Below are 26,995 nucleotides of genomic sequence, written 5' to 3'. Positions count from 1 at the left end.
ATGACATACAATATGATCAATAATATTTTTATTAAAATATTTCTAGTGTGCTTGATATGTATATCCGCTATTTATTTTGGTTATCAATATTACCAGAATAGCAAGCCGGTAATTACTATTTATCCTGATGAGCTGCCTACAAAAATAAAACCGTCTATAATAGAAAATAACCAAATAGCAGCAGTACATAGTAGTATATATGAAAATCTTATTGCTAAAGATACAAATATTAAAACCGTAAAATTGCTTCCTGACCCTGAGAAACCTATGAATATAGATTCTCGTAACCAAAGTCAAAGCAATGAATCTTTTGATGAAATATCTAACCTGATCGCATTAATAGAGCCAAATAATAACGCCAAAAATGAAACGGATTTAAATATAATAAAGCTTGAAAAAGGAAGTAAGGATAAGGTTAGTAATGCTAAAAATTGTAAAAATAATGAGAGTTATAAAATACAGCTTGGTTCGGTAAAATCTGAAGCAGAAGCAATGCAAGAAGGGGAAAGAATAAAAAAGAAATTCCCAAAAATTCTTAAAAATGTTGTTATTACAACCAAAAAAGTTAAATATGACGACGGCAAGTTTTTCTATTTAATCTTAGCCGGTGATTATGGTAGTCTTAGTCAAGCTAAAGCAGTTTGTAAGAAACTAGCTTATAATAAGCAAAGTTGTGTGTTGAAGTGATACTTTAGTGTCACCCCGTGGCTTGTCCACGGTATCCAGTTAAAAATACTAAAATTATTAGTATTTTTTATTGTTTTTATGGACCCCGTGGTCAAGCCACGGGGTGACACAGTGGGTTTTACTGGTCCACGCAACAATGCTACGCGGGAATAACAAACGATCCATGCAACAACAACTGCTTGTAATGACGATAAATAAAAATTAAATAACTTATGAAAGAAGCTAAAATAGAAAATATTGACTTTGGTAATGCGTTATCGGAGCGTTATCTTGCTTATGCGTTGTCAACGATTATGTCACGTTCGCTTCCTGACGTACGCGATGGACTTAAGCCTGTACATCGTAGGTTGTTATACGCAATGCTACAGCTAAGACTTGAGCCGAATTCTGGTTATAAAAAATGTGCAAGAGTGGTAGGTGACGTAATAGGTAAATACCACCCGCACGGTGATGTGGCAGTGTATGATACCTTGGTACGTCTTGCTCAGCATTTTTCGCTTCGTTATCCTTTAATTGACGGGCAGGGTAATTTCGGCTCTATAGACGGTGATAATGCAGCAGCTATGCGTTATACCGAATCACGCATGACGGAAATATGTACTTTATTAATGGTAGACATTGATAAAGATACGGTAGATTTTCGCCCTACTTACGACGATTCAGATTTAGAACCGATAATAATGCCGGCAAGTTTTCCGAACTTACTAGCTAACGGTTCGGAAGGTATAGCAGTCGGTATGGCAACCAATATACCGCCGCATAATTTACATGAGTTATGTGATGCTCTAATGCATTTAATCGACCACCCGAAAGCTGAAATTAACGATATAATGAACTTTATCAAAGGTCCTGATTTCCCGACCGGCGGCATAATTATTGATAAAGCCGAACTTATAAATGCTGCATATACTACCGGACGCGGTAGTTTTAGAGTGAGAAGCAGATGGGAGAAAGAGGAGCTAAGTTACGGTACATATCAGATAGTCGTAATCGAGATACCTTATCAAGTTCAAAAATCAAAACTTATAGAACAAATAGCGATATTACTAAAGGATAAAAAAATCCCGCTTGTTAGCAATATTAGAGATGAATCAACCGACATTATAAGATTGGTTATAGAGCCGAGAGATCGGGGATGTGATCCACAAATAGTTATGGAATCTCTATTCAAGCTAACGAATTTAGAAAGCCGTATTCAGCTAAATATGAATGTGATCGGCAGTAATAACGTGCCGAGAGTAATGAATATTTTAGAGGTTTTACAAGAGTTTTTAGCTCATAGACAAAATATTGTTACTCGCAGGTCAACTTATCTTTTAAACAAAATCAAGCATCGTTTAGAAATTCTAGAAGGTCTTAGAATAGCTTATCTAAATCTTGATGAGATAATTAAAATTATTCGTGAAGAGGATGAGCCGAAAGCTATAATGATGAAGCGGTTTAAACTAACCGAAATACAAGTAGAAGCAATATTAAATACTCGTCTTCGCTCACTTCGTAAACTTGAAGAGCAGGAAATCATTAATGAGCATAGTAACTTGCAGAAGCAGCAAGCTATATTAGAAGAGATTTTAAATAATCCAAAAGAATTATGGAAAGTAGTAAAAAAGGAAATAAAAGCAGTACAAACGAAATTTGGATTAAATACAGTAATAGGAGCTAGACGTACAAGCTTTGAAGAAGTAACGCTTATGAATCAGGTAGTTGATATAACGGCGTTTATTACTAAAGAACCGATTACTATTATTTGCTCAAAAATGGGATGGGTGCGTTCATTAAAAGGTCATAACACCGATTTATCGACTATTAAATATAAAGAAGGTGATGCAGAGAAGTTTATTATAGAGGCTTACACGACCGATAAGATACTAATAGTAAGTTCGGAGGGTAGGTTTTTTACTTTGCTTGCCGATAATATTTCTAAAGGTAAAGGAACAGGAGAATCTATAAAGCTGCTTGTGGATATAGGCAATAACGATATTACTAATATTTTAGTCCATAAACCTGATCAGCTTTTATTACTCGCAAGTAGTGTAGGTAAGGGGTTTTTAGTTAATTCAAACGAAGTAATGGCTCAAACAAAAACAGGAAAGCAAATTATGAACATGCCTGATGGTCACACATGTATAGCGTGTTTACCTGTAAACGGGGATAGTATTGCTTGCATCGGTGAAAGCCGTAAATTACTGGTATTTAATATAGATGAGATACCGGAAATGAAAAAGGGGCAAGGCGTAACGCTGCAAAAATTTAAGAATGCAAAGTTACTTGATATTAAGATATTCAATAAAGAAGATGGTTTAAGCTGGAATAACAATGGAAAAGTAAAACTTGAGAAAAACATCATTGCATTTTTAGGAAAAAGAGGTAGTACCGGTAAATTACCGCCTATGGGCTTCCCTAAAAATAATAGATTTTCATCATAATTATAATAAAGATTGAGTGTATACTTCTTTAACTTGAAAAGTTGGAAAATGAATATTTAGATGAGCGAATAATCAATGTTCTTATGGATAATTAATATCTAATACTACCAATTCTTCAGGTAAAAGAAGTATACACTATCAAGTGCTCTATTCTGCCAGGCAGTAACTTCCTCTAAAATACCATCAGTTACCTTTGATATTAACTCAGATGATACCTTGGTAGCATATAGTTCTTCTAAGTGTCCTTGTATTTCCCTAATGGTCATTCCCCTAGCATATAAGGATATTACTTTATCATCAAATCCTTCAAATTTTCGTACTCCTTTTGGAATGAGTTGAGGTTCAAATTCTCCATCCCGATCCCTTGGCACTTCTACTGTCAATTTACGACCTTCAGGATCTATTAAAGTCTTTTCATAATTGCCATTACGTCTATTCTCTGACTCCTTGGCATTCTTAGAATGCTTCTCATAACCTATATGAGATTCCATTTCTTTCTCTAAAATCTTATTTACTATCTGCTTTTTAAATTCCTGAAATATCCCTTCTTTGCCAAATATCTCAGATGGATCACTTTGTGATAGTATTTCTGATACTACTTTTTCTATAGTCGGATTTGATACTTTGCTCTTATTCTTCATATTAGCCTCATGTAAGTTGTTTTAATTAATTTTATTCTTAACTATTTTTACAACTTACACAAACTTTCTAACACCCTCTTATCTTGTGAGAATACTCTGTCAAAAGGTGCTCTAATTTTTGTATACTTCTTTTACCTGAAGAATTGGTAGTATTAGATATTAATTATCCATAAGAACATTGATTATTCGCTCATCTAAATATTCATTTTCCAACTTTTCAAGTTAAAGAAGTATATAATATCTATCAAGGTCAAAATTTTTATCTTTCATGTTATTTTTCTTTACAGCACAAAGATGCACTTCTTGCCTAGTTGCTGTATCTTTGGTAGACTTTGTACAATATGCTTTATCTACATATGCAGCACCGGAGCGTGGCATAACGTGTTTAAAACCTTTGCTATCAGTAACATTTGCAGAGGTAACTGCAACCTTATTAATAATCCCTGATTGGATATCAACGCTAACATGTTTTTTATAACCATACCAAAACTTATTACCTCCTTTACAACCAATTTTAGCTTGTTTATCATTCGCAACTTTGGGCAAAGTCTCATTATTTAGCTTGTCATATTTTTGCTTCCTCAACTCATCACGTTCTGTCCAAAGACTAGCTTTTGAGATCAAATGAGAGGCATCTACAAAGGTAAATACCTCGCTCATATAACCTTGCTTTCGTAGTTGTTCTCTAAAGTTTGCAAATATTTTTGATAGTAAGTTAGTACCTATTTTCTTACGTATTTTACTAAACACACTATAATCTGGAGTCGTCTCTGTAAGAGCAAAATCACAAAACCATTTGCCGGCATTACTATCAGCGAAATAACGTTCTAATTCTCGATCAGATAAGTCTTCCATAAATTGTAGAAGTAAACATTTAAATAACCTCAATGCTCCATAGCCTTTATAATTAGCTTCAGTTTCTATCACTAATAACTCTCTTTCAACTACTTTGAAATTAAATTAACTTTTAAATTTACGATATTGATGTTCCGGGCTAACTAATTCATCTAAACTGACCATTGTTATTTGATGCTCTGACATTTTTTACTTTCTTATTTTTTTATCACATTATAACCTTTTACTCTTCATAGCTCAACACTCCCATAATATGTTTTCTTATCCCTTCATCACTCAGTAATAACACTTTCGATATCTCATCAATACTATAGCTATCATCATACATGAGAACAGCCTTGATTCTATCACAAATCCTCTTATCCCTTTCGCTTCTATGGTAAAGCTTTAATTCTTCTTTTTCTACTGATGTTAATTTTCTATAAATCATTCTTACTTAATAACACTTGCTGACTTCTTTGACAATTTTTCATTTACTAGAGGTATATTACGTTTGAGAGTAGTTGTCCTTCAAACTCTATGAGAGCTGCAGTAATAATAGGCTCTTTAATTTCTGCATTATTTGGCGTAGCCGTTCTAAAATATTGTACTAGCAAAGAGTAAAGAACCTAAGAAGCTCTACCTTGAGTAATAGACCCATTTTGTGACGGGCGTGAGGAGCGAAGTCTATAACTAATAGGCAAGCCAATGAACAACAAAGACATTGTTGCGTGGACCGATAAAACCCACGGGCTCCATAAAAACAATAAAAAATACTAATAATTTTAGTATTTTTAACTGGATCCCGTGGTCAAGCCACGGGATGAGACAGAGATAAAATTGATCCGCACAACAATGCTAACAACGAAGCACAAAGTGGGGATCAGTTTACTATACTCATTAAATAACGATGATAGGATTTTAATAACACATCATATTTTTGTTTAGAAAAAACAGGATATGGTACTATATAGATAGTATTAGAAGAAGGAATCGCTTTTTCAAGCTTATTTAGCATAAAAGGCATATTATAATTATGCTCTACTAAAATTATTGAAGTAAGATTGTAAGTTACAATAAAATCAACCTCTTTCTTAATATTATCTTCTTCAGACATTATTTTATTCGGAGCAAGTATTACCTGCTGTTCTATAACATTACGTTCCTTTAACAAATTTTTTAATTGCTCTGTAGATTCTATACCGATAATAAATAATATAGGTGCATAGCCTGCTTTAAGCAAAGCAATACCGGTTTCAATTTTATGTCCTCCTCCTGCAAATACTATTATTGCATTAGTGGTATTACTATTGAGCTTATAAGAATTTATTAAATATAAATAATAACCAAGACCACCAACCCAAAGAGCAAAAATTGCTAAAATTGTGAGTAAAAATTTTCTGATCATTTAAATATTTTATTAAATTCAGTTTGAATAATTTTATCAAATTCAGACATTTCAATATGAATTCCTAACTGATTTAAAGATGTTACTAAAGAATTTTCAAGTCCACAAGGAATAATCCCACTAAACTTACTTAAATCTGTTGAAATATTTATAGCTACACCGTGATATGTAACCCATTTTCTTACTCTAACACCTATTGCAGCAATTTTAGCAAATTCATCTTTTCTTACTTTTACCCAAATTCCTACTTTATCTTTAATAATATATGCTTTAATTCCAAAATAATTTAAGCTATTTATAATCCATTCTTCAAGCATTTTTATATATAGCTTTAAATCTTTGTGTCGATTTGGTGAAGCTAAATTAAGAATTGGATAAATAACACGCTGACCCGGTCCATGAAAAGTAAATTTACCGCCACGTCCTGTGTAAATTACCGGAATATCACCGTAATTTAATAATTCTTCTTGTTTATAATTAGTACCGGCTGTATATACTTCCGAATGTTCAACTAAATAAACAATTTCCGGCTCATTATCACTAATTACTTTGTTAACGTAATCTTCCATTAATTTCAAAGTAACCCGATAATCCATAAGATTCGGTATAGTTATAAATTGTAGCATATTATAAATGTGTCATACCGCGAGCTTGTAGCGGTATCTATATATTAATTTTTTGTATACTGCCACAAGCTCGCGGTATGACATCAACTTTGTTGTATCATATTAATTACTTAACTCAGATTTATATTTCAATATTAATGCATCTAAAATTGCTATGGTTTCAGCATCCAAATCGCCAGAAAAATTACTAGGACGAAAATGTATTTGAAACGAAATTATAACATCTTTCATTTTAGAATCTAAAATTCCGGTAGCTTCGAGTTTATAACCGTATGTAATAAATTTTTGCTGAATTGCTGCAATATCGGTTATGTCGATTTGCGGCAATAGATCGTTAAACACTTGTTCATCATACCAAGCTCCAATATCGTTATCATATAATAGTTTCCAAGGAAATAGCGGACCAGGGTCCTGTTTTCTACCTGGAGCAATGTCAGAATGCCCAACCACTCTAGTAGGTTTAATATCATATCTAGCGATAATCTGTTTACACAAACTTATGACACTATTAATTTGTTGCTTTGAATAAGGCAGCCAGGTTATATTATTGTTTTTTGCATTTACTTCAAAAGCAGGATTTACGATTTCAATACCGATTGATGTATCATTAATACGCTCATGACCTTGCCAGTAACTTACTCCGGCATGCCATGCTCTATCATGCTCTTCTACTAATTGAAATATATGTTCAGGGTTTTCATTGTTTATTAAATAATGGCTACTTAACTTTTCACCGGTTAGAAAATCTAAAGACTGCTTAAAATCACACTGTGTATAATGTAGCACTAGGAATTTAATACGTTTATCAAACCCCACAGCTCTATAAGATGTTTTATCGATTACTATCATAGTTTAAAGGATGTTAATCTTAGTTAAAAAACGGCTTTGTTGCATGGCTCTTATGTCATTCCTGCTTCCGCACATGAAGGGCAATTTAAAAGTATAAATACAGCAAACTTTTGAAATTAAAAGCTCGATTTATCTCGCTTTATGATGGATTCCTGCTTTCGCAGGAATAACATCAAGCCGTTTTTTGAGCCATGCAACAAAGCTTTGTTCCTCGCAATGACAATTTGGTATCTAATACAACAAGAATTGATAGCTCCAACAAGAAAAATTTTGATGGTGCCGGATATCGGATTTGAACTGATGACCTACCGCTTACAAGGCGGTTGCTCTACCACTGAGCTAATCCGGCATATTAATATGATTATAGAGAAAAATATATAAAAAACGTTATCGTATGGATCTAAAAACGCGCTCGGTGTCATACCGTGGCTTGACCACGGTATCTATTTAAAAATACTAAAATTATTAGTATTTTTTATTATTTTTATGGACCCCGTGGTCAAGCAACTAGGTGACATACAGTGGGTTTTACCGGCATACGCAACAATGCCTGCTCACAATGACGAAAATACACTATAAATTAAGCTTCTTTAGCTTCCTTTTTATTTGGTCTAGCTTTGCGGTTTTTTGCTTTAACTTCCATTTCCTTTTTAACTTTCTCAGGAAGAGTAACACCTGCTTGCTCAATAAATTTTGCGACTCGCTCGGTTGGTTTAGCACCGGTGCCAAGCCAATATTCTATACGATCTTTTTTTAAAACCACACGCTCACTATTATCTGAAGCAAGCATTGGATTATAAGTTCCGACTTTTTCTAAAAAGTCACCGTCACGAGGTGCTGTTGCGTTAGCTACTACTACACGGTAAAAAGGACGCTTTTTAGCACCGCCTCTAGCTAAACGAATTTTTACTGCCATATATTACTTACAATTATTTTATTTTTTCTTCTTTAAAAAGAACATGTTTTCTAACTACTTTATCATACTTACGAAAAGAAAGCTTCTCGGTTTGGGTTTTCGGATTACGTTTTTTTACCCAAAAAACACCTGTGCCAGCAGTACTTACTAGCCTTACCAAAACATTTTTATTTTTCTTTGCCATTAGCTGACACCTTAAATCAAGATATTATTTTATTATTACTCAAGAAAAGCAGAATAAAACGAAATTGAAAAATAGTCAAGTAAAATACTTTACACAGAGAATAATACATACTCCAATAATAGTAACGAAGTTTTATTTGGAAAAGAGCAAGGCGTTTCATATTTTTTGACCGCAGCGTAGATAAACTACGTGAGGATCAAAAAATATGAAACAACGACGCCAATTTTTCAAATAAAACGAGTTACCGTCCAAATAAGCGTTCGATATCCTTAAGCTTCAACTCAATATAAGTAGGTCTGCCGTGATTACATTGACCTGAAAACGGCGTATTTTCCATTTGACGCAGTAAGGAATTCATTTCATCTGCCGATAATTTTCGTCCTGCTCTAATAGAGTAATGACAGGCATAAGTTTCCGTCACATGCTCTATTAACTCCGTCAAAGCTATATTCTCACCGAAATCCGATAAATGATCAGCGAGATCCTGAATTAACTTTTGTACGTTTACATCTCCAAGGATATTTGGAATTTCAGTCACTATAATAGATTTCTCACCGAATTTTTCTAGAGTTAAACCAAGTTTATATAGTTTTTCTCTATTTTCATATAAACAATCTGCTTTTCTTTCATTTGGCAGTTCTACTATCTCAGGAATAAGCAAACGCTGTTTTATTAACTCTTCCGTTTTAAGATAATCTTTTATTTTTTCATATCCTAAACGTTCATGTGCTGCATGCTGGTCGGTAATTACTATACTATCTTCGGTTTGTGAAATAATATAAGTAGTATGAAGTTGTGCTTTAGCTGCCCCAAGTTTATATTGTTTATGGGCTTGCTGCTCATGTTCTATACGTCTTTCTACTTCTTGTTCTATTTTAGCGTGCGGTAATGTATCGATTAGTTTTTGACAAGCAGTATTTGGCGTAGGTTTAAAACTAGGCGACATAGCAGGTTTATAATCTGCCGGTTTACTATTCACGCTTACAGCCTTACTTACTGACGGTTGTTTGTTAACTAAAGGATTTTTAAATAACTGAAGAGCATCAGAGGCGATAGTAGTAGAAGTAACATGGCTTTTATTTATTAAAGCATTTTTAATTGCTTCTATTAATAAGTTTCGTACATAATTCGGGTCATGAAACCTAACCTCTGCTTTTGCTGGATGTACGTTAACGTCAACAAGTTGCGGATCAATTTGTAAGAATATAGCACATAACGGATAACGATCACGAGCTAAATAATCCTGATATGCTACCCTTAAAGCTACTTGTAGCAACTTATCTTTTACCGGTCTATTATTGATAAATAAAAACTGATCTTCACTTGAAGCTCTATTATACGTCGGGATACTAGTATAGCCGCAAATAGAGAAATCAGGAGTTTTGAAATCTATATAAGCGGCATTTTTTATAAAATCATCACCTATTACATCAATTATACGCTGTTTTAGGTTAGTTTCTGCATCTTTATTTTGTCCTTTAAACTTTAGCAGATTTCTGTCATCATGCGTTAAGCTAAAAGAAATTTCAGGATGTGCTAGAGCGATTTTCTTAACCACGTCTGCGGTTGCTGCAAGTTCAGTCTTATCGGCTCTTAGAAATTTTAAGCGAGCAGGTGTTGCAAAAAATAAATCACGTATCTCTATTTTAGTACCTTCATTATGGACAGAAACAGTAACTTGTTTTTCATTTCCACCGATTAACTTAATCTGAAATGCTTTGTCAGCCCCTTGTTTCTTAGAAGTAATTAGCATTTTGCTAATGGCAGCAATAGACGGCAGTGCTTCACCTCTAAAACCGAAAGTATGAATATTTAGGAAATCGCTTTCATCAAGCTTAGAAGTTGTGTGACGTTCAACGGCAATTTCTAATTCCTTATCAGTCATACCGATACCGTCATCGGAAATAATGATTAGATTTTTACCGGCACGTTCTAAAATAATATCTATTTTGGTACTACCAGCATCAACAGCATTTTCAACTAATTCCTTTACTACCGATGCGGGTCTTTCTATAACCTCACCGGCAGCAATTCGGTTGATAGTACTTTCTGAAAGAAATTTGATAGTCATTTTGTTACTAATTTAAATTTCTTACTACAATATGGGCAGATAACTTCCTTTTTTTCTTTATCTATCTCTAAATAAACTTTTGGATGGTCATATGGAGGTTCTTTGCCCTGGCAAGATACAGATGCATCAACGCTATTAACAATTTCCATAGATTTATACATTATTTCTTTAAGTGAAATCTAGTATAAGTTACTTTTAAATAAAAGACAAATAATACTTGATTAACTATGTCATGCCGTGGCTTGTACCGGCTAAATCGTCATTGCGAGCAGCCGTAGGCTGCGTGGCAATCTCATGAAATAATAACAAAACTCCTGAGATTGCGGACGTACAATTGCTACGCAATTTCCTCGCAATGACGGTTTAGCTTACAAGTCGCAGAATGACACACGACAGGAGGTGAAAATGAAAGACAAAGTAGTAGTTATTACCGGTTCTACTAGCGGTATCGGGCTTGAGATAGCAAAACATTTTGTAAAACTTGAGTCTAAAATAGTTATTAACGGTTTTGCAAAAGAAGATGAAGTAGCCAAAATTTTAGCAGAATTGAAAGAGCTTGGTGCAAGTAGCGTATTTTATCAAGGAATAAATTTGGCAGAACCTGAAGAAATACGTTCTATGTTTGAGAGAATAATAAAAGAATTCGGTAAAATAGACATATTAGTAAATAATGCCGGTATTCAGCATGTTGCTCCTATCGATGAATTTCCTGAAGATAAATGGGAACAAATTTTGCGTATAGATTTAATAGCCTCTTTCTATACTACGAAATATGCAATACCGATTATGAAAAAAAACGGTTTCGGGCGAATTGTTAACATCGCTTCCGCTCACGCATATGTTGCATCACCTTTTAAGTCGGCATATGTAGCAGCAAAGCATGGTATCCTTGGGCTTACCAAAACCGTTGCTTTAGAAGTGGCTGAGAATAATATTATAGTTAATGCTATCTGTCCCGGTTATGTCAACACACCGCTCGTGCAGAATCAAATAGCAGATACTGCTAAAGCTAGACATATCAGTGAAGAATCGGCACTCCGGGATGTAATCCTTAAATCTCAAGCTACGAAAAAATTTGTAGAAGCTGATGAAATAGCAAACTTAGTAATATTCTTATGTGATGAAAAAGCATCATCAATAACAGGTAGTAGACTCTTGATAGACGGCGGCTGGACGGCACAGTAGTTTTTAATTCTTAATATTTGTTAGTTATTGAGAAATAACTAACAATAAAAACTTCTTGCAAAAATTTAATTTACTCCTTTACACTTGAAATAAATCAAAATTTATTCAAGGAGGAATTTATGCCAGAAAAAAAACATCTACATTTTCAAACTGAAGAAATTGAATTAAATAGAGTAAAAAATGCCAAATTAATTCATTTTAAAGATGAACTGGGTAGACCCATAGATGGGCAGTTAGTTATAGGAGAAGTTAAAGAAGTAAAAGAAAAAGAATTTTCTAGACCCGTAGAAGTTGAGGTAAAGCGTAATTTGGGTAAGTTTAAAAAAGCTCTAGCCTATCTTGGAATTATTAAAAATACTAAAAAAGTTATTAAAGAAGAAAACTATACGGAAAAAGTAGTAAGCAAAGAAGAGAAAATTATAGGTACTTATGAATTAGGCAATTTTACTAATGATAAGAATTCCATAGAGAATTTTTTAAACAACTTAGATTTTCATGAAGAAAAACTTTACGCATATGATCTTAGCGGTAAAAAAATTGGAGAGGTAGGTGATTTTGGAAAAGTAGTATTAGATGAGAATATTAAGCTTGATGAAACTATTCTTCAAAAAAATGGAAAAGTATTTGCTATTGAAAAAAATGGTAAATTCTTAGATTTAGAAGGCAAAGCTTTACAAAATCAAAATAAGTTTATACAAAAAAGTAGTGGAGTTTATCATTTAAGCACTTCTACAGACATAAAATATTTTGACAAAGATGAAGATATTAAGACTTCAAGAGGTATTACGAATCTTAACACAAAGCCTGTAAAAAGTGCTCTTAAAGGTAGCAGAGAAGCTACAAAAATAGGAGAAAAGCTACGAAAACAACAAGAAGAACAGAAATTTGCAGGAATTAAAAAGCCAAAAGGAGCTAAACTTACACAAGTAGGAATTCCGGTAGTTCCCACTAGAGGATAACTAAGTTATAAGTGCTTGACCATTATAACGTGTATATTATCATAGTTATGACCAAATTAATATGCACGTTATAATAGTCATAATAAATATATGAAAAGGATTTATGAAGTAGTAATAAAAAATCACCTGTACGAAAACAAGCAAATGATTTTTATAGAAGGAGCCCGTCAAGTCGGTAAAACTACTTTAGCTAAAAAAGTAATAGATAAAAATTACTACTTAAATTGGGATGAAGAAAAGGCTCGTTTGCTAATTCTAAAAGGAACAACAGCAATAGCAGATTTTATAAATCTACATATTCCGGATCAAAATAACCCTATCGTGATTTTTGATGAGCTACATAAATTCTCAAACTGGCAAACTTTTTTAAAAGGATTTTATGATGTTTATGGAGAACAAGCTCACATTATAGTTACCGGCAGCTCAAAGCTTGGAGTATATAAAAAAGGCGGTGATAGTATGATGGGGGAGATATTTTCCATATCGTATGCACCCTTTGACACTAGCTGAAGTAATAGAAAATTTTAGTAGTCTAACCAAAGAAATAAATCTACCAAAAAAAATATCTGAAGAACAATTTGAATCCTTATTTAAATTTGGTGGTTTTCCTGATCCTTATCTTAAGAATTCTTCCACATTTTGGCATAGATGGAAGAAAACTAAAAATACTCAGCTTTTTAAAGAAGATATTAGAGAGTTAACACAAATCCAAGAGTAATCCAAATGGAAGTCTTAGGAAACTTTTTGACTTCCTCTATAGGAGGACACGCATCTTATAGCTCTCTTGCAAATAAAATTAAAGTATCAATTCCAACCATTACAAGATGGCTTGAATCATTTGAGTCATTTTTTTATAGTTATCGTATTTATCCATGGTCCAATAATATTCCTAGAAGTTTAATAAAAGAGCCGAAAATATATCTATGGGACTGGTCGCTTATAGAAGATATGGGAGCAAAATATGAAAATTTTATTGCAAATCATTTATTAAAATTCTGTCATTTTTGGAGTGATTTAGGATTTGGTGAATATGAATTATATTTTATTAGAGATAAACAAAAGAAAGGAGTAGATTTTTTAGTAAAAAAAAATAACAAACCATGGACGTTAGTTGAAGCTAAAACTTCTTCAAATCAAGAATTAAACTCAAATTTAAAATATTTTCAGGGAGTGTTGAGCTATGAAGAGTAAAAGGTTATAATGTGATAAAAAAATAAGAAAGTAAAAAATGTCAGAGCATCAAATAACAATGGTCAGTTTAGATGAATTAGTTAGCCCGGAACATCAATATCGTAAATTTAAAAGTTAATTTAATTTCAAAGCAGTTGCAAGAGAGTTATTAGCGATAGAAACTGAAGCTAATTATAAAGGCTATGGAGCATTGAGGTTATTTAAATGTTTACTTCTACAATTTATGGAAGACTTATCTGATCGAGAATTAGAACGTTATTTCGCTGATAGTAATGCCGGCAAATGGTTTTGTGATTTTGCTCTTACAGAGACGACTCCAGATTATAGTGTGTTTAGTAAAATACGTAAGAAAATAGGTACTAACTTACTATCAAAAATATTTGCAAACTTTAGAGAACAACTACGAAAGCAAGGTTATATGAGCGAGGTATTTACCTTTGTAGATGCCTCTCATTTGATCTCAAAAGCTAGTCTTTGGACAGAACGTGATGAGTTGAGGAAGCAAAAATATGACAAGCTAAATAATGAGACTTTGCCCAAAGTTGCGAATGATAAACAAGCTAAAATTGGTTGTAAAGGAGGTAATAAGTTTTGGTATGGTTATAAAAAACATGTTAGCGTTGATATCCAATCAGGGATTATTAATAAGGTTGCAGTTACCTCTGCAAATGTTACTGATAGCAAAGGTTTTAAACACGTTATGCCACGCTCCGGTGCTGCATATGTAGATAAAGCATATTGTACAAAGTCTACCAAAGATACAGCAACTAGGCAAGAAGTGCATCTTTGTGCTGTAAAGAAAAATAACATGAAAGATAAAAGTTTTGACCTTGATAGATATTATACAAAAATTAGAGCACCTTTTGAAAGAGTATTCTCACAAGATAATAAACGTGTCAGATATATTGGTATTGCCAAAAATCAATTCTCGGAATTTATGAATGCTATATGTTTTAATTTGAAACGCTTAACCGTTTTAACGGCTAGCTAATATTATAATGGATAACGCATAGATAATAACAAAATCTCCACTGATTTTTACTAATTTTGTATATATACTTCTTTTACCTGAAGAATTGGTAGTATTAGATATTAATTATCCATAAGAACATTGATTATTCGCTCATCTAAATATTCATTTTCCAACTTTTCAAGTTAAAGAAGTATATAAGAACGTATACCTCTAGTAAATGAAAAATTGTCAAAGAAGTCAGCAAGTGTTATGAAGTAAGAATGGATTTATAGAAAATTAACATCAGTAGAAAAAGAAGAATTAAAGCTTTACCATAGAAGCGAAAGGGATAAGAGGATTTGTGATAGAATCAAAGCTGTTCTCATGTATGATGATAGCTGTAGTATTGATGAGATATCGAAAGTGTTATTACTGAGTGATGAAGGGATAAGAAAACATTTAATAGATTATCATAATGCTCAGAAGCTTAAGCCTGGAAATGGCGGTAGTGATAGTAAACTTACTAGACAGGAGGAAGCAGAGTTAATAGTTCATCTAGAAAATAATAATTATGTGTATGCTAGAGATATAGGTTTGTTCATAGAACGTCAATATGGAGTAATCTATACATTAGCTGGGGTAATCAAGCTGTTACACAGACTTGGTTTTAGTTATCAGAAACCTAAGTTAATGCCTGGAAAAATAGATTTAGCTAAGCAAGAGGAATTTAAGCTGCAATATAGTTTGCTAAAAAATAATTTAGCTAAAGATGAGTCTATTTATTTTATGGATAGTGTTCATCCTCAATACCAAACTCGAGCAAGATTTGGTTGGATTAGAAAGAATGTAGTTAAAACATTACCAAGTTTCAGTGGTTGGAAGCGTAAACATATTATTGGTGCTATTAATCTTAAGGATTTAGAGGTAGTAACAACTGACAATCCTAAGGTTAATGGTGATTATATTATTGAATTTTTAAAGAAACTAGAAGCAAATAATCAAGATAAAAGTAAGATTTATTTGATATGCGATAATGCTGGATATCATAGGTCAAAAAAGGTAAAAGAATATCTACAATACAGTAAAATAGAGTTACTATTTTTGCCAGCATATAGTCCTAATTTGAATCCAATTGAACGACTGTGGAAATTTATGCATTCTGTTGTAAGTAACAATAAATTTTATGCGAATTTTGAGACATTTACTGATTCTATACGAATATTTTTTGAAAATATTGAAAAATATAAAAATAAAATTTCTTCATTGGTAAATGACAATTTTCAAACCATTGTGCCTAATCATTTTAACAACTCTTCATGTTGAAGAAGTATATAGCCATTTCAGCCCTAAAATAATCATCATGCTCTTGGTCCGTCCATTTATATTGCTCTAAACTTGCATATGCCGATAACACAATTTCATTTTTAATTTCTTTTGGCGGTTCTTGTTCTTGCGAAGCATATTTAAATAAATGCAACCATTCATCGGTATCATCTTTAAGATCATTTTTTTAAAATTTTCCTAGTTCAATAAATACATAAGTTAATGAAAACAAATATTGTTTATGGGTATTGCTTTCTTTTATATGATGATAGCTAACATACGGCAATTCATCAGGCAAAGCTTTTGTTCCTATGATAGAAATTATTACTACCGGCAATAAATCCCTATGTTTCATACCTTTCTTAATTTGACTAACATAGGTATAACAACCGTAAAGCTGCGTTCTATTAAGATAATCTTTCTCCATTTTACGCTGCATTTCGATTATATACCATCTACCGGTTTCATCTTTAACTTTTAGATCGAATAAACTTCTTTTCCCTTCAAGAAATAAAGGCAATTGTTCAGTAGTTATATAGCTTAAATCTATGATTCTATCTCCTTTCGATAACCTAAGAAGAGAGTTCAATAAATTTATTAATTTTACTTTATCGCTAAATAATTTTTTAAATGCGACATCATTTGTACCGTCTAAATATCTTTGCATAAATAATTATATTTTTAGTAAGTTTGCCTATATAGCAAATTAACCTCAGATAGTAAACTACTTTTACAATTTATTATAAGTATTAGACTTCTTGCATAACTTATCTTATAAAGAGGAATCCCCCTAGAAACACGGAAGCACTTGCCACCACAGCGTATATAAATACGTGAGGATGCTAGTACCGGATTGATGTACAAATTACCTTTAGAAGGAGGTTATGCAAAAAGTCTATTAATACCTATCATTATCATCATATACCCCCCAAATTACTTTCTTAGAAATCCAACCTGTGTAATTCTTACATGTAATTTGACAGAATTGTTCTTTGCATTTTTTTAAACTGCAGCGAACCTTGGGCATTAATTTTGCTATAACTCGGCTTTTATGGTCTGCGGATTTGGTAAGCTCTATTTCCTTACCGGAGGTAATAACTACTGATCTTTTACCTGATAAAACGCTTGAATGTATCCAACCGCCTTCGCCGTTAATGTCACATACTTGTCGCCATTGTTCGTACTCTGCAGTTATTTCTACCGGTTCGCCTTTTTTAACAAAAACCCATTCTACGGCGGATTTAGCGGTTGGTCCGCTCCTTGCATTTACTTCATTAGATTTTATTGAAACAAATCTTGGAATAGGCAATTTTTTATTATCGGCGTTAATTGTTGTTGATAATATTATCGTAATTAAAATGATAAAAACTTTAATCATTATCTTCCACTTCAGATAAAGCATCCTCTTTTTTTGCTATTATATAATTACCAAGCCTAAATTGTACTTTTATTCTATTAATTTCCTGCTCGCTAATACCTATATTTTTTAGGACTGTTCCACCGATTTGTAAGCCAGTCTCATAACTTTCCGGAATAATAGTTGTGGCACCTAAATCATAAAACTCTCTAGCATTTTTTAAATTTTTTAACTTAACGACAACTGGTATATCCTGATAATTACCACTAATTGTTTTAAGCGATTTCTTAATAGTTACTTGATTATTCATAGTAAGTATTATAGCGAATGCTCTTTCCGTACCTAATGCCTTCAGAGTATCGGCTTGCGATACGTCACCTTTAAAAACCGGTAAACCGTTTGATAGCTCTTCTTTGACTCTATCATCATCTAAATCAAGTATTACGTAACTTATACCTTCCGCTTCCAAAACTCTTGCTACCATTTTACCGGTATTACCAAGGCCGGCAATAATAATATGGTTTGTTAAATCTCTTGCCCCAAGCTCAATCATTTGAGTCGGAGTTTTACCGAGTCCTTTATCGACTTTCTCGGCAATCTTTTTCCCTAAAGCTGCGAGTAATGGAGTAAGTGCCATAGTAAAAGTAACTACGAGTAATAATATATCGGCAGTACTTTCTTCTAATACTCCACTATCTTTACCTAAACTGAATAATATAAAACCAAACTCTCCACCTTGCGATAATAATAAGCCTGAATAAAAAGCAACTCCTTTATTAAAACCAAATAAAATACAAAAAGCTGTTATGATTAAGGTTTTTATACCTATTAAAACAATAGATAAAGTAAGAATATGAGATATTTTTTCATACATTTCTAGTGCGTCGATATTCATACCGACGGTCATGAAAAACAATCCTAAAAATAAACTTTTGAAAGGATAAATACTTTCTTCTGCCTGCAATCTAAATTCGGTTTCTGCAACTAATACTCCGGCAACAAATGCTCCTAGAGCTAAAGATAAACCAAATGTTTCGGTAGCCCAAGCAGCAGAAAGTACTATTAACAAAGTCATTGAAATAGGTAACTCGCTTGCATTATTACTTTCTGATGAAATGAAAGAAAATACAGGACGAAGAAAAACACGACCGACAGTAAATATTGTAAGTAAGGCCGTTACGGCTTTTAAGAGTGCAATACCAAGAGCCGCTGCAAGCGAAGCTTTATTACTATCGGCAAGTAGCGGCACTACCACAAGCAATGGAACTACGGCCAAATCTTGCAGTAACAGAATAGCTAAAGAAACTCTTCCTATTTGGGTTGATTGACTACGATTTTCCTCAATAACCTGCATAACAAGTGCCGTAGATGAAAGGGCAAGACCACCGCCGGTAATAATAGCCGCACTACTATTATCGTCTATAAGTACCATTGCACCGGCAATTACTATAGCAGTCGTTAAAACTTGCAAACTACCGAGACCAAAGACATATCGTCTCATAGCTTTTAATCGCTCGAAGGATAACTCAAGACCTATTGCAAATAATAGAAATACTACACCAAGTTCACCTAGTAACTTAGTTTGGTCATATGTTACGATTTTTAAACCGTGATCACCTATTGCAGCTCCTGCAATTAAGTAACCAAGTACCGGACTTAATCTAAGACGCTTAAGTATAGCCACGATAAAAACCGCAGTACCGAGTAAAATTATAACGTTAATAAGAATATGATCGTTCATCTTTTCCAAATTTCTTCTAGCTTAAAATGCTCCCGTGCTTCAGGATAAAAAATATTAATTAAAATAGTACCTGCATCTATTAGTACCCACTCTGATTTACCAAGCCCCTCAATATTACTATTTATACCGGCATTATTTTTTAATTCTAAAGCTACATATTCAGCAATTGCTCCAACATTTTTAGTCGAACGACCGCTAGCAAATATAATATAATCAGCTAATTTATGTTTTCCTGTTAAATTAATTACCTCAATATCTTCTGCTTTTTTCTCATTCAAACATTCTAAGATAAATAATTTTAATTCTTCAGCTTCTTTTTTCATAATAATTAATAAATGACATAATAATATTAATTATTATATGCATAAGAGTAGAGTTTATCAATGAATGTTTAAAATTCTATAATAAAAATTCATATAAAGCTTTACTTTAACCAAAAAAAACTTTAATTAAAATTTAGGCTTTTATATCTAAAAAGTGATAAAATAATGGCAATATCCGCAGAAGAGTTAGAAAAAATACTTAAGTAATCCTTTCCAAACAGCATAATAAAAATTACTAATTTAGTAGGAGATCAAGACCATTATGCATTAGAAATATCAGATGTTCTGATTAATGGACTTTCTTTAATTAATCAACATAAATTAGTAAAAAACGCCCTGTCTGAAATATTAAATAAAAAACTACATGCAATTACCATAAAAACTATCGCAGTTCCTGCAAAATAATTACAAATATTAATATAATAAATCTTGCACAAATTTAACTTATTATTTACTTAAGCTTATACTTACTTAGTTTCTATGAAGCTTTCTAAAAAGATTTAATTTTTCTGATAAAACCAAATTTTAAATTAACTTTTGCATTAGTCAACAATATGTTGACTTCTATTCTTACATATAGAATAAATAAAGGAAAGTTAGAAATTCTAGTAATTAATGTTGATGTTAGAGGATAGGTATATAAATGAGTAATAAACATATAATAGAATATCAAGGAAAGCCTGCTTTTGTTGTTATACCTTTTAATGAATATCAGGAACTTATCAATAAAAAACGAGGTATTACTGATGAAACATTATACGCTGAAGCTATAGCCAGAAATGAGGAATATTTTCCTGAAGATTTGGTACAAAAAATTCTAAACGGTGAAAATCCTATTAAAGTTTATCGTGAATATAGAGGATTATCTCAAGAACAATTAGCTATTAAAATTGGTAAAACTAAGCAATATATATCATTTATTGAGAAAGGATTACGAAAAGGCACAATAGATATGCTAAAAAAACTAAGTACTGTTTTAAATGTTGATTTAGATATGTTATGATTTGCAGCAAAAAATAACCAGAATTAAATCTTTATTATAAATATTCACAGAGCTAATATTTATAATGCTATAATGGACTGAAAAAATTAGACAAAAAAAGAGTTAGATTAACTTGGTAATAAGTTAGAATAAAGAAATAACTTATAGGAGATAAAATGACTAAGAAACAGATACGGAATTTCAGTGCTGAAGAGAAGACAAAGATAGTGTTAGAATTATTAAAAGAAGAAGTAACAATATCACAGTTATCGTCTAAATATGAGGTGAGTAGCAATAGTATATCACATTGGAAGAAACAATTTTTATCAAATGCATCAATAGCATTTGAACCAGCTAAGGTAGTGAGTGAATATCAAGAACAAATTAAAGAACTTAAGGAGCAAAATGATGCGTTGGCAAAGGCTTTAGGAAAAACTACAATTGAAAGAGATTGGGCTGTGGGAAAGCTCAGAAGCTTGGATTTATCAAATAGAAAGAGTCTTGTCATATCCAAGCTAGAACAGTTACCAAAGACAAGACAATGTGAATTATTAGGGGTTAACCGTTCTTCAACATATTATAAAGAACAATCACTTAGTAGCTATAATTTAAATATGTTAAATAGAATAGATGAGATATATACAGATAATCCAGAATTTGGTTATCGTTATATGTATCAGCAATTATTAGAAGATGGTTTTAAGATAGGTCAAGACCGAGTGCTAAAATATATGAGATTAATTGGTATTGAAGCGATATACCCTCATAAAAAGAAACTGGCTACTATAAAAGATAGTGAGCATAAAATATACAGCTACCTACTTGATAAATACTGGATCACAACTGATAAAACTAAGAAAGTAGTTGTTTCTACTGCTAATCAGGTCTGGAGCGGAGATATTACATATATTCGCACTAACGGAGGCTTTATGTATCTAGCAGCCATTATAGATTGGCATAGCAAAGCCATATTAAGCTATAAACTGTCGAATAGCATGGACGGGACATTAGTAACTGATATATTGAAGGAAGCATTAAATAAGTATCAAGCTCCACAGATATTTAATAGTGATCAAGGTAGTCAATATACCAGTAATGATCATATACAGATTCTTAAAGATTATAATATTCAGATATCAATGAATGGTAAAGGCAGAAGTATTGACAATATTGTTATTGAGCGTTTCTTTAGGACGCTGAAATATAATTGTATATTTATTAATGATTATCAAAATATAGGAGAGCTTAAAGAGGGTATCAATGATTATATCAGTAAATATAATTATCAGAGATTTCATTCAAGTATTGGGTATAAAAAACCCATGAATGTCTATCTCGATAGTATACAATATCATACACAAATGGCAGCTTAATTTTGAACAAAATTACCAAGTAAATTGCTCAAAATCTTGGCTTGATTTTTCAGTCCATTATAGTACTAGTATTACCGCCGGCTACGGTAGTCATTAGTTTAAATACCGATGCAGGATTCACAAATGTAACACCCAGTGCATTTAACATAAAGTCACCGTTTAGTGCGTAAGTACCGGGACCGGTATTATCACCGATATTGATTTTGGCAATTTGTGCCGAGGTAATTGACTGGTCGGCAAATATTGCTCCATTTCCAATATTAAGAGCAAGTGCATTACTTACGTCTAAGCTATTACCGCCACCGACAACGCCGACCTCACTACCCGCAGTAACATTTATAGCAGCTAGTTTATTTGCGACGGTACCAAGCGTTTTAGTAGCATCACTGCCTTGAATTTCAAGTTTAGCACCTTTTGTACTGCTTAAATTGACGTTACCGCCACCGCCGGCAAAACCGCCGAAACTATTTGCAAAGGTAACTTGCTGATTAGCATTAGTCGTTAAGCCAAATACTGAGTTCGTATCACCGAAATTGATAGTAACGCGAATTTAGGATAAGGAAGAAGAGAAGCATGGAATAAGAATAAAGTATTTGCAAGTTAAGAGTGTTGGGTTACTGAAGTTTTTCAACAAAAAAACAAGAACCCAACAATGAAAAAATGTATCACAACTTTATTTTATATACTAGACAATTTTTGTGAAATATATGAAGAATGGGAGAAGCAAAAATTAATACCAACAGATAGAAAACGCCGGAAAGAAGGGAATTTAAGCCTTTCAGAGCTTTTAACTATCGTATTATATTTTTATATATCGCCGTGCAAAGATTTTAAGAATTATTATTTATATCACTTATCATATAAATATAGAGGTTATTTTAAATTACCAAGTTATAGTCGAATAATACAATTATGGTCAAGATTAATTCTACCGCTTGTTATAATGTTGCAACTATTTAGAGGAGAGGAAACAGGAATTTATTGCATAGATTCAACTAAATTATCGATATGTCATACAAAACGTACAAATAGCAATAAAGTATTTAGTGGTATAGCTAAAATAGGGATGAGTAGTTATGGATGGTTTATGGGGTTTAAGTTGCATATAGTAATTAACAATAAGGGAGCGATTATGGCGATCAAAATTACCAAAGCAAATAATAGTGATTTATCGGTAGCAGACGATATAACTGATGGATTACAAGGTAAACTCTTTGGTGATAAGGGATATATTTCTAAGGAATTATTTACTAAATTATTAGGTCGTGGATTACGCTTATTTACAGGAATTAGAAAAGATATGAAGAATCATTTATTGGAAATGGAAGATAAAATACAGCTTAGAAAAAGGTCGTTGGTTGAGTCAGTATTTAATGTCCTAAAAAATAATATGAATCTTGAACACTCAAGGCATCGATCACCTACTAATTTTTTAGTTCATATTCTAGCTTGTGTTAATGCTTTTAATATTACTAAAACTAATATTTTAAACTCTTTTTTCGATAATCTTAAACTCTTCTTATCCTAAACTGGCGTTAGTACTACCTGCCGGCTGCAAGAGAGTTCAAAGCCCGTTACTGACGTCTACGGTAAATGTCTTAGGAGCGGCAGCTTGTCCGATATTAATTGTTTGTACCGTACCGATAGATACATCCGTAGCAGTTAAGTTAGCAAAAGCGTTCAATGCTCCGGTAGCACCGTTGGTAACTACGCTATTAAACGTATAACCTGCAGGATTTGCTCCTGAAAATTCTAAGATACCGCCGGCTCCAAAATTTACATTACCGGTAGTGGTAAGTGATCCTTGTAAATTCGCTGTTGCACCATTGCTGAAGACTAAAGAAGCAATAGACACGTCTTGCTGGAAAGTCGCTATTTTACCGGCCACACCGTCAATTGTTATTGTATACCTCTAGTAAATGAAAAATTGTCAAAGAAGTCAGCAAGTGTTATTAAGTAAGAATGGATTTATAGAAAATTAACATCAGTAGAAAAAGAAGAATTAAAGCTTTACCATAGAAGCGAAAGGGATAAGAGGATTTGTGATAGAATCAAAGCTGTTTTCATGTATGATGATAGCTATAGTATTGATGAGATATCGAAAGTGTTATTACTGAGTGATGAAGGGATAAGAAAACATTTAATAGATTATCATAATGCTCAGAAGCTTAAGCCTGGAAATGGCGGTAGTGATAGTAAACTTACTAGACAGGAGGAAGCAGAGTTAATAGTTCATCTAGAAAATAATAATTATATGTATGCTAGAGATATAGGTTTGTTCATAGAACGTCAATATGGAGTAATCTATACATTAGCTGGGGTAATCAAGCTATTACACAGACTTGGTTTTAGTTATAAGAAACCTACGTTAATTCCTGGAAAAATAGATTTAGCTAAGCAAGAGGAATTTAAGCTGCAATATAGTTTGCTAAAAAATAATTTAGCTAAAGATGAGTCTATTTATTTTATGGATAGTGTTCATCCTCAATACCAAACTCGAGCAAGATTTGGTTGGATTAGAAAGAATGTAGTTAAAACATTACCAAGTTTCAGTGGTTGGAAGCGTAAACATATTATTGGTGCTATTAATCTTAAGGATTTAGAGGTAGTAACAACTGACAATCCTAAGGTTAATGGTGATTATATTATTGAATTTTTAAAGAAATTAGAAGCAAATAATCAAGATAAAAGTAAGATTTATTTGATATGCGATAATGCTGGATATCATAGGTCAAAAAAGGTAAAAGAATATCTACAATACAGTAAAATAGAGTTACTATTTTTGCCAGCATATAGTCCTAATTTGAATCCAATTGAACGACTGTGGAAATTTATGCATTCTGTTGTAAGTAACAATAAATTTTATGCGAATTTTGAGACATTTACTGATTCTATACGAATATTTTTTGAAAATATTGAAAAATATAAAAATAAAATTTCTTCATTGGTAAATGACAATTTTCAAACCATTGTGCCTAATCATTTTAACAACTCTTCATGTTGAAGAAGTATACCTAGTCAATATAAAACTCCAAGCCTAAATTCCCCCGATTCAGAGAGAGAAATGAAACCTGCATCGGTAAAGAGTGATATAGAGGAGCTGGAAGTGTTGTTTAAAGATAAAACAAAAAGCAGCATAAAAGCTTTTAATAGTGCATTAAAGGTATGTATTGAAAATAATCCCACTGCCTTATTACACGAAGCGGCTGAGCATGGTAAAAAAGAATTAGTGATAGCAATCTTAAAAGTAAATCGGGATTCTATAGATCTAAGACTCTTCAGGGGCTATCGGTGTTACATTCGGCAATTGCAGGGGTTAATTAAAGATGTTATTGAAATTCTATTACAGGCAGAGCCTACTTTAGTAACAACAAAAGATGCTTCAGGTCTTACTCCATTAGATTATTCTACATATTATGGAAGTAGGGTAGAGATAGTAGAAATATTACAAACTTACACTCGCGATGTTAAAGATCGAATTCCTATAGAATCATCAAAATACAATAAGGGAGTGTTGAGCTATGAAGAGTAAAAGGTTATAATGTGATAAAAAAATAAGAAAGTAAAAAATGTCAGAGCATCAAATAACAATGGTCAGTTTAGATGAATTAGTTAGCCCGGAACATCAATATCGTAAATTTAAAAGTTAATTTAATTTCAAAGTAGTTGAAAGAGAGTTATTAGCGATAGAAACTGAAGCTAATTATAAAGGCTATGGAGCATTGAGGTTATTTAAATGTTTACTTCTACAATTTATGGAAGACTTATCTGATCGAGAATTAGAACGTTATTTGGCTGATAGTAATGCCGGCAAATGGTTTTGTGATTTTGCTCTTACAGAGACGACTCCAGATTATAGTGTGTTTAGTAAAATACGTAAGAAAATAGGTACTAACTTACTATCAAAAATATTTGCAAACTTTAGAGAACAACTACGAAAGCAAGGTTATATGAGCGAGGTATTTACCTTTGTAGATGCCTCTCATTTGATCTCAAAAGCTAGTCTTTGGACAGAACGTGATGAGTTGAGGAAGCAAAAATATGACAAGCTAAATAATGAGACTTTGCCCAAAGTTGCGAATGATAAACAAGCTAAAATTGGTTGTAAAGGAGGTAATAAGTTTTGGTATGGTTATAAAAAACATGTTAGCGTTGATATCCAATCAGGGATTATTAATAAGGTTGCAGCTACCTCTGCAAATGTTACTGATAGCAAAGGTTTTAAACACGTTATGCCACGCTCCGGTGCTGCATATGTAGATAAAGCATATTGTACAAAGTCTACCAAAGATACAGCAACTAGGCAAGAAGTGCATCTTTGTGCTGTAAAGAAAAATAACATGAAAGATAAAAATTTTGACCTTGATAGATATTATACAAAAATTAGAGCACCTTTTGAAAGAGTATTCTCACAAGATAATAAACGTGTCAGATATATTGGTATTGCCAAAAATCAATTCTCGGAATTTATGAATGCTATATGTTTTAATTTGAAACGCTTAACCGTTTTAACGGCTAGCTAATATTATAATGGATAACGCATAGATAATAACAAAATCTCCACTGATTTTTACTAATTTTGTATATATACTTCTTTTACCTGAAAAATTGGTAGTATTAGATATTAATTATCCATAAGAACATTGATTATTCGCTCATCTAAATATTCATTTTCCAACTTTTCAAGTTAAAGAAGTATATTTCTTGTTTTCTCATTAATTCTCCTAAATTTATCAATGACGCAAATAGCAAATTATTACATAATCCGCTATTCGCATTAAATATCTATATTTTTGATGAGGACTACTATATCTACTCCTCCGGGGAAGCTCCCAAAAGATTTGAATATAGTTCATATTCTTCTGAGCAAGGGTCTGGGGCTTTTGTTATTAAACATTGAGTTATATTCCATGTTAAATTAGGAGCTAATTTTTGCATATACTTAATTAAAGCAGATTCTTTACTGT

At 32.4% G+C, this 26,995-nt stretch carries 34 protein-coding genes and 1 tRNA gene; 18 read left to right on the top strand and 17 right to left on the bottom strand.

Annotation, left to right across the window (positions count from 1 at the left end):
* The first annotated feature begins 12 nt into the window (after positions 1–12).
* On the top strand, positions 13–687 hold the full coding sequence (locus tag AC5584_RS00660) for an SPOR domain-containing protein (protein ID WP_499163024.1): 675 nt from the start codon (positions 13–15) through the stop codon (positions 685–687).
* On the opposite strand, the gene AC5584_RS00655 is transcribed toward AC5584_RS00660, so the two are convergent.
* Positions 657–824 (bottom strand): proline/betaine transporter, encoded by a 168-nt coding sequence (locus AC5584_RS00655; RefSeq protein WP_499216515.1) that lies wholly within the window; start codon positions 822–824, stop codon positions 657–659. The two genes, AC5584_RS00660 and AC5584_RS00655, sit on opposite strands and share 31 nt — an antisense overlap.
* Positions 825–899: 75 nt before the next feature.
* Between AC5584_RS00655 and parC the strand changes: the two genes are divergently transcribed.
* Positions 900–3,113 carry a DNA topoisomerase IV subunit A gene (gene parC, locus AC5584_RS00650; RefSeq protein ID WP_499162369.1) on the top strand — a complete coding sequence of 738 codons (2,214 nt, stop codon included), beginning with the start codon at positions 900–902 and terminating at the stop codon, positions 3,111–3,113.
* A 104-nt stretch (positions 3,114–3,217) separates the two neighbouring features.
* On the opposite strand, the gene AC5584_RS00645 is transcribed toward parC, so the two are convergent.
* Positions 3,218–3,754: a transposase gene (locus tag AC5584_RS00645; protein WP_499215983.1), complete on the bottom strand. Its 537-nt coding sequence runs from the start codon at positions 3,752–3,754 to the stop codon at positions 3,218–3,220.
* Between the two features lie 222 nt (positions 3,755–3,976).
* The gene (locus AC5584_RS00640) at positions 3,977–4,681 is read right to left on the bottom strand and encodes a transposase (protein WP_499216514.1); all 705 of its coding nucleotides are present in this window, start codon (positions 4,679–4,681) and stop codon (positions 3,977–3,979) included.
* Between the two features lie 631 nt (positions 4,682–5,312).
* Here AC5584_RS00640 and AC5584_RS00635 point away from each other — a divergent pair.
* Positions 5,313–5,426: a proline/betaine transporter gene (locus AC5584_RS00635; protein WP_499216513.1), complete on the top strand. Its 114-nt coding sequence runs from the start codon at positions 5,313–5,315 to the stop codon at positions 5,424–5,426.
* 45 nt (positions 5,427–5,471) lie between these two features.
* Here AC5584_RS00635 and AC5584_RS00630 read toward each other — a convergent pair whose 3' ends face one another.
* From AC5584_RS00630 to AC5584_RS00595, 8 genes are all read right to left on the bottom strand, one after another.
* Positions 5,472–5,996: a YdcF family protein gene (locus tag AC5584_RS00630; RefSeq protein WP_499216512.1), complete on the bottom strand. Its 525-nt coding sequence runs from the start codon at positions 5,994–5,996 to the stop codon at positions 5,472–5,474.
* Positions 5,993–6,622, bottom strand: a complete 630-nt coding sequence (gene lipB, locus AC5584_RS00625; RefSeq protein WP_041078448.1) for a lipoyl(octanoyl) transferase LipB — start codon at positions 6,620–6,622, stop codon at positions 5,993–5,995. The genes AC5584_RS00630 and lipB overlap by 4 nt, the downstream gene beginning before the upstream one ends.
* Positions 6,623–6,724: 102 nt before the next feature.
* Entirely contained in the window at positions 6,725–7,471 is a 747-nt protein-coding gene (locus tag AC5584_RS00620; RefSeq protein ID WP_499216511.1) for an N-acetylmuramoyl-L-alanine amidase, read from the bottom strand.
* Positions 7,472–7,745: 274 nt separating this feature from the next.
* Positions 7,746–7,820: transfer RNA gene (locus AC5584_RS00615), tRNA-Thr, on the bottom strand.
* Between the two features lie 231 nt (positions 7,821–8,051).
* A complete protein-coding gene (gene rpsP / locus AC5584_RS00610) occupies positions 8,052–8,387 on the bottom strand; it encodes a 30S ribosomal protein S16 (RefSeq protein WP_499216510.1) in 336 nt (111 codons plus the stop codon).
* A 13-nt stretch (positions 8,388–8,400) separates the two neighbouring features.
* Positions 8,401–8,571, bottom strand: coding sequence for a 50S ribosomal protein L33 (gene rpmG / locus AC5584_RS00605; protein ID WP_004997072.1), 171 nt, complete (start codon positions 8,569–8,571; stop codon positions 8,401–8,403).
* 241 nt (positions 8,572–8,812) lie between these two features.
* Positions 8,813–10,642 (bottom strand): DNA mismatch repair endonuclease MutL, encoded by a 1,830-nt coding sequence (mutL, locus tag AC5584_RS00600; RefSeq protein ID WP_499216509.1) that lies wholly within the window; start codon positions 10,640–10,642, stop codon positions 8,813–8,815.
* A complete protein-coding gene (locus AC5584_RS00595; protein ID WP_008579257.1) occupies positions 10,639–10,803 on the bottom strand; it encodes a zinc-finger domain-containing protein in 165 nt (54 codons plus the stop codon). The genes mutL and AC5584_RS00595 overlap by 4 nt, the downstream gene beginning before the upstream one ends.
* A gap of 244 nt (positions 10,804–11,047) precedes the next feature.
* Here AC5584_RS00595 and AC5584_RS00590 point away from each other — a divergent pair, with 244 nt between their 5' ends.
* From AC5584_RS00590 to AC5584_RS00560, 7 genes are all read left to right on the top strand, one after another.
* Positions 11,048–11,827: a 3-hydroxybutyrate dehydrogenase gene (locus tag AC5584_RS00590; protein WP_499216508.1), complete on the top strand. Its 780-nt coding sequence runs from the start codon at positions 11,048–11,050 to the stop codon at positions 11,825–11,827.
* Positions 11,828–11,946: 119 nt separating this feature from the next.
* Complete coding sequence (locus AC5584_RS00585; RefSeq protein WP_499216507.1) at positions 11,947–12,786, top strand: hypothetical protein; 840 nt, start codon at positions 11,947–11,949, stop codon at positions 12,784–12,786.
* 144 nt (positions 12,787–12,930) lie between these two features.
* Positions 12,931–13,296, top strand: coding sequence for an ATP-binding protein (locus AC5584_RS00580; RefSeq protein WP_499216506.1), 366 nt, complete (start codon positions 12,931–12,933; stop codon positions 13,294–13,296).
* Positions 13,283–13,504, top strand: a complete 222-nt coding sequence (locus tag AC5584_RS00575) for a hypothetical protein (RefSeq protein ID WP_499216505.1) — start codon at positions 13,283–13,285, stop codon at positions 13,502–13,504. Before AC5584_RS00580 ends, AC5584_RS00575 begins: the two co-directional genes overlap by 14 nt.
* 5 nt (positions 13,505–13,509) lie before the next feature.
* Positions 13,510–13,977: a DUF4143 domain-containing protein gene (locus tag AC5584_RS00570; RefSeq protein WP_499216504.1), complete on the top strand. Its 468-nt coding sequence runs from the start codon at positions 13,510–13,512 to the stop codon at positions 13,975–13,977.
* A 154-nt stretch (positions 13,978–14,131) separates the two neighbouring features.
* Complete coding sequence (locus AC5584_RS00565; RefSeq protein ID WP_499216958.1) at positions 14,132–14,968, top strand: transposase; 837 nt, start codon at positions 14,132–14,134, stop codon at positions 14,966–14,968.
* A gap of 246 nt (positions 14,969–15,214) precedes the next feature.
* Positions 15,215–16,252, top strand: coding sequence for an IS630 family transposase (locus AC5584_RS00560; RefSeq protein WP_499217070.1), 1,038 nt, complete (start codon positions 15,215–15,217; stop codon positions 16,250–16,252).
* Here AC5584_RS00560 and AC5584_RS00555 read toward each other — a convergent pair.
* From AC5584_RS00555 to rsfS, 5 genes are all read right to left on the bottom strand, one after another.
* Positions 16,233–16,406: a hypothetical protein gene (locus tag AC5584_RS00555; RefSeq protein WP_499216503.1), complete on the bottom strand. Its 174-nt coding sequence runs from the start codon at positions 16,404–16,406 to the stop codon at positions 16,233–16,235. The two genes, AC5584_RS00560 and AC5584_RS00555, sit on opposite strands and share 20 nt — an antisense overlap.
* Before the next feature lie 33 nt (positions 16,407–16,439).
* Positions 16,440–16,919 (bottom strand): Rpn family recombination-promoting nuclease/putative transposase, encoded by a 480-nt coding sequence (locus AC5584_RS00550; RefSeq protein ID WP_499216502.1) that lies wholly within the window; start codon positions 16,917–16,919, stop codon positions 16,440–16,442.
* 231 nt (positions 16,920–17,150) lie between these two features.
* Positions 17,151–17,630: an SH3 domain-containing protein gene (locus AC5584_RS00545; RefSeq protein WP_499216501.1), complete on the bottom strand. Its 480-nt coding sequence runs from the start codon at positions 17,628–17,630 to the stop codon at positions 17,151–17,153.
* Positions 17,623–19,350, bottom strand: coding sequence for a monovalent cation:proton antiporter-2 (CPA2) family protein (locus AC5584_RS00540; RefSeq protein WP_499216500.1), 1,728 nt, complete (start codon positions 19,348–19,350; stop codon positions 17,623–17,625). The genes AC5584_RS00545 and AC5584_RS00540 overlap by 8 nt, the downstream gene beginning before the upstream one ends.
* Positions 19,347–19,673: a ribosome silencing factor gene (gene rsfS, locus AC5584_RS00535; protein ID WP_499216499.1), complete on the bottom strand. Its 327-nt coding sequence runs from the start codon at positions 19,671–19,673 to the stop codon at positions 19,347–19,349. The genes AC5584_RS00540 and rsfS overlap by 4 nt, the downstream gene beginning before the upstream one ends.
* Positions 19,674–19,895: 222 nt before the next feature.
* Here rsfS and AC5584_RS00530 point away from each other — a divergent pair, with 222 nt between their 5' ends.
* The 5 genes from AC5584_RS00530 (at position 19,896) to AC5584_RS00510 (ending at position 23,556) form a co-directional block, all read left to right on the top strand.
* A complete protein-coding gene (locus AC5584_RS00530; protein WP_499217069.1) occupies positions 19,896–20,078 on the top strand; it encodes a BolA/IbaG family iron-sulfur metabolism protein in 183 nt (60 codons plus the stop codon).
* A gap of 238 nt (positions 20,079–20,316) precedes the next feature.
* Positions 20,317–20,676, top strand: a complete 360-nt coding sequence (locus AC5584_RS00525) for a helix-turn-helix domain-containing protein (RefSeq protein WP_499216498.1) — start codon at positions 20,317–20,319, stop codon at positions 20,674–20,676.
* A 155-nt stretch (positions 20,677–20,831) separates the two neighbouring features.
* On the top strand, positions 20,832–22,028 hold the full coding sequence (locus tag AC5584_RS00520; RefSeq protein WP_499216242.1) for an IS3 family transposase: 1,197 nt from the start codon (positions 20,832–20,834) through the stop codon (positions 22,026–22,028).
* Between the two features lie 203 nt (positions 22,029–22,231).
* A complete protein-coding gene (locus AC5584_RS00515; RefSeq protein ID WP_499216497.1) occupies positions 22,232–22,423 on the top strand; it encodes a hypothetical protein in 192 nt (63 codons plus the stop codon).
* A 257-nt stretch (positions 22,424–22,680) separates the two neighbouring features.
* On the top strand, positions 22,681–23,556 hold the full coding sequence (locus AC5584_RS00510) for an IS982 family transposase (protein ID WP_499216496.1): 876 nt from the start codon (positions 22,681–22,683) through the stop codon (positions 23,554–23,556).
* A 36-nt stretch (positions 23,557–23,592) separates the two neighbouring features.
* Here AC5584_RS00510 and AC5584_RS00505 read toward each other — a convergent pair whose 3' ends face one another.
* Positions 23,593–23,916, bottom strand: coding sequence for a hypothetical protein (locus AC5584_RS00505; RefSeq protein ID WP_499216495.1), 324 nt, complete (start codon positions 23,914–23,916; stop codon positions 23,593–23,595).
* A 78-nt stretch (positions 23,917–23,994) separates the two neighbouring features.
* Between AC5584_RS00505 and AC5584_RS00500 the strand changes: the two genes are divergently transcribed.
* The 3 genes from AC5584_RS00500 to AC5584_RS00490 all read left to right on the top strand — a co-directional run bounded on the left by AC5584_RS00500 (position 23,995) and on the right by AC5584_RS00490 (position 26,551).
* A complete protein-coding gene (locus AC5584_RS00500; protein ID WP_499217068.1) occupies positions 23,995–25,032 on the top strand; it encodes an IS630 family transposase in 1,038 nt (345 codons plus the stop codon).
* A gap of 60 nt (positions 25,033–25,092) precedes the next feature.
* Positions 25,093–25,560 (top strand): ankyrin repeat domain-containing protein, encoded by a 468-nt coding sequence (locus AC5584_RS00495; protein WP_499216494.1) that lies wholly within the window; start codon positions 25,093–25,095, stop codon positions 25,558–25,560.
* 154 nt (positions 25,561–25,714) lie between these two features.
* The gene (locus AC5584_RS00490) at positions 25,715–26,551 is read left to right on the top strand and encodes a transposase (RefSeq protein WP_499217046.1); all 837 of its coding nucleotides are present in this window, start codon (positions 25,715–25,717) and stop codon (positions 26,549–26,551) included.
* The last annotated feature ends 444 nt before the right edge of the window (positions 26,552–26,995 follow it).

Source organism: Rickettsia endosymbiont of Villa modesta (assembly GCF_964026485.1).
GTDB classification, from domain to species: domain Bacteria; phylum Pseudomonadota; class Alphaproteobacteria; order Rickettsiales; family Rickettsiaceae; genus Rickettsia; species Rickettsia asembonensis.
Note: the sequence above shows the minus strand (reverse complement) of the source record. Positions and strands in the feature narration are given on the sequence as shown.

What these genes read in the sequence shown, in the direction of transcription:
- AC5584_RS00660 (WP_499163024.1), top strand. Translation starts at nt 13, where the DNA reads ATGATCAATAATATTTTTATTAAAATATTTCTAGTGTGCTTGATATGT.
- AC5584_RS00585 (WP_499216507.1), top strand. Translation starts at nt 11,947, where the DNA reads ATGCCAGAAAAAAAACATCTACATTTTCAAACTGAAGAAATTGAATTA.
- parC (WP_499162369.1), top strand. Translation starts at nt 900, where the DNA reads ATGAAAGAAGCTAAAATAGAAAATATTGACTTTGGTAATGCGTTATCG.
- lipB (WP_041078448.1), bottom strand. Translation starts at nt 6,622, where the DNA reads ATGCTACAATTTATAACTATACCGAATCTTATGGATTATCGGGTTACT.
- AC5584_RS00495 (WP_499216494.1), top strand. Translation starts at nt 25,093, where the DNA reads ATGAAACCTGCATCGGTAAAGAGTGATATAGAGGAGCTGGAAGTGTTG.
- AC5584_RS00645 (WP_499215983.1), bottom strand. Translation starts at nt 3,754, where the DNA reads ATGAAGAATAAGAGCAAAGTATCAAATCCGACTATAGAAAAAGTAGTA.
- AC5584_RS00620 (WP_499216511.1), bottom strand. Translation starts at nt 7,471, where the DNA reads ATGATAGTAATCGATAAAACATCTTATAGAGCTGTGGGGTTTGATAAA.
- AC5584_RS00550 (WP_499216502.1), bottom strand. Translation starts at nt 16,919, where the DNA reads ATGCAAAGATATTTAGACGGTACAAATGATGTCGCATTTAAAAAATTA.
- rpmG (WP_004997072.1), bottom strand. Translation starts at nt 8,571, where the DNA reads ATGGCAAAGAAAAATAAAAATGTTTTGGTAAGGCTAGTAAGTACTGCT.
- AC5584_RS00630 (WP_499216512.1), bottom strand. Translation starts at nt 5,996, where the DNA reads ATGATCAGAAAATTTTTACTCACAATTTTAGCAATTTTTGCTCTTTGG.
- AC5584_RS00580 (WP_499216506.1), top strand. Translation starts at nt 12,931, where the DNA reads ATGATTTTTATAGAAGGAGCCCGTCAAGTCGGTAAAACTACTTTAGCT.
- AC5584_RS00525 (WP_499216498.1), top strand. Translation starts at nt 20,317, where the DNA reads ATGAGTAATAAACATATAATAGAATATCAAGGAAAGCCTGCTTTTGTT.
- rsfS (WP_499216499.1), bottom strand. Translation starts at nt 19,673, where the DNA reads ATGAAAAAAGAAGCTGAAGAATTAAAATTATTTATCTTAGAATGTTTG.
- AC5584_RS00520 (WP_499216242.1), top strand. Translation starts at nt 20,832, where the DNA reads ATGACTAAGAAACAGATACGGAATTTCAGTGCTGAAGAGAAGACAAAG.
- AC5584_RS00540 (WP_499216500.1), bottom strand. Translation starts at nt 19,350, where the DNA reads ATGAACGATCATATTCTTATTAACGTTATAATTTTACTCGGTACTGCG.
- AC5584_RS00570 (WP_499216504.1), top strand. Translation starts at nt 13,510, where the DNA reads ATGGAAGTCTTAGGAAACTTTTTGACTTCCTCTATAGGAGGACACGCA.
- AC5584_RS00590 (WP_499216508.1), top strand. Translation starts at nt 11,048, where the DNA reads ATGAAAGACAAAGTAGTAGTTATTACCGGTTCTACTAGCGGTATCGGG.
- rpsP (WP_499216510.1), bottom strand. Translation starts at nt 8,387, where the DNA reads ATGGCAGTAAAAATTCGTTTAGCTAGAGGCGGTGCTAAAAAGCGTCCT.
- mutL (WP_499216509.1), bottom strand. Translation starts at nt 10,642, where the DNA reads ATGACTATCAAATTTCTTTCAGAAAGTACTATCAACCGAATTGCTGCC.
- AC5584_RS00595 (WP_008579257.1), bottom strand. Translation starts at nt 10,803, where the DNA reads ATGTATAAATCTATGGAAATTGTTAATAGCGTTGATGCATCTGTATCT.
- AC5584_RS00510 (WP_499216496.1), top strand. Translation starts at nt 22,681, where the DNA reads ATGAAAAAATGTATCACAACTTTATTTTATATACTAGACAATTTTTGT.
- AC5584_RS00545 (WP_499216501.1), bottom strand. Translation starts at nt 17,630, where the DNA reads ATGATTAAAGTTTTTATCATTTTAATTACGATAATATTATCAACAACA.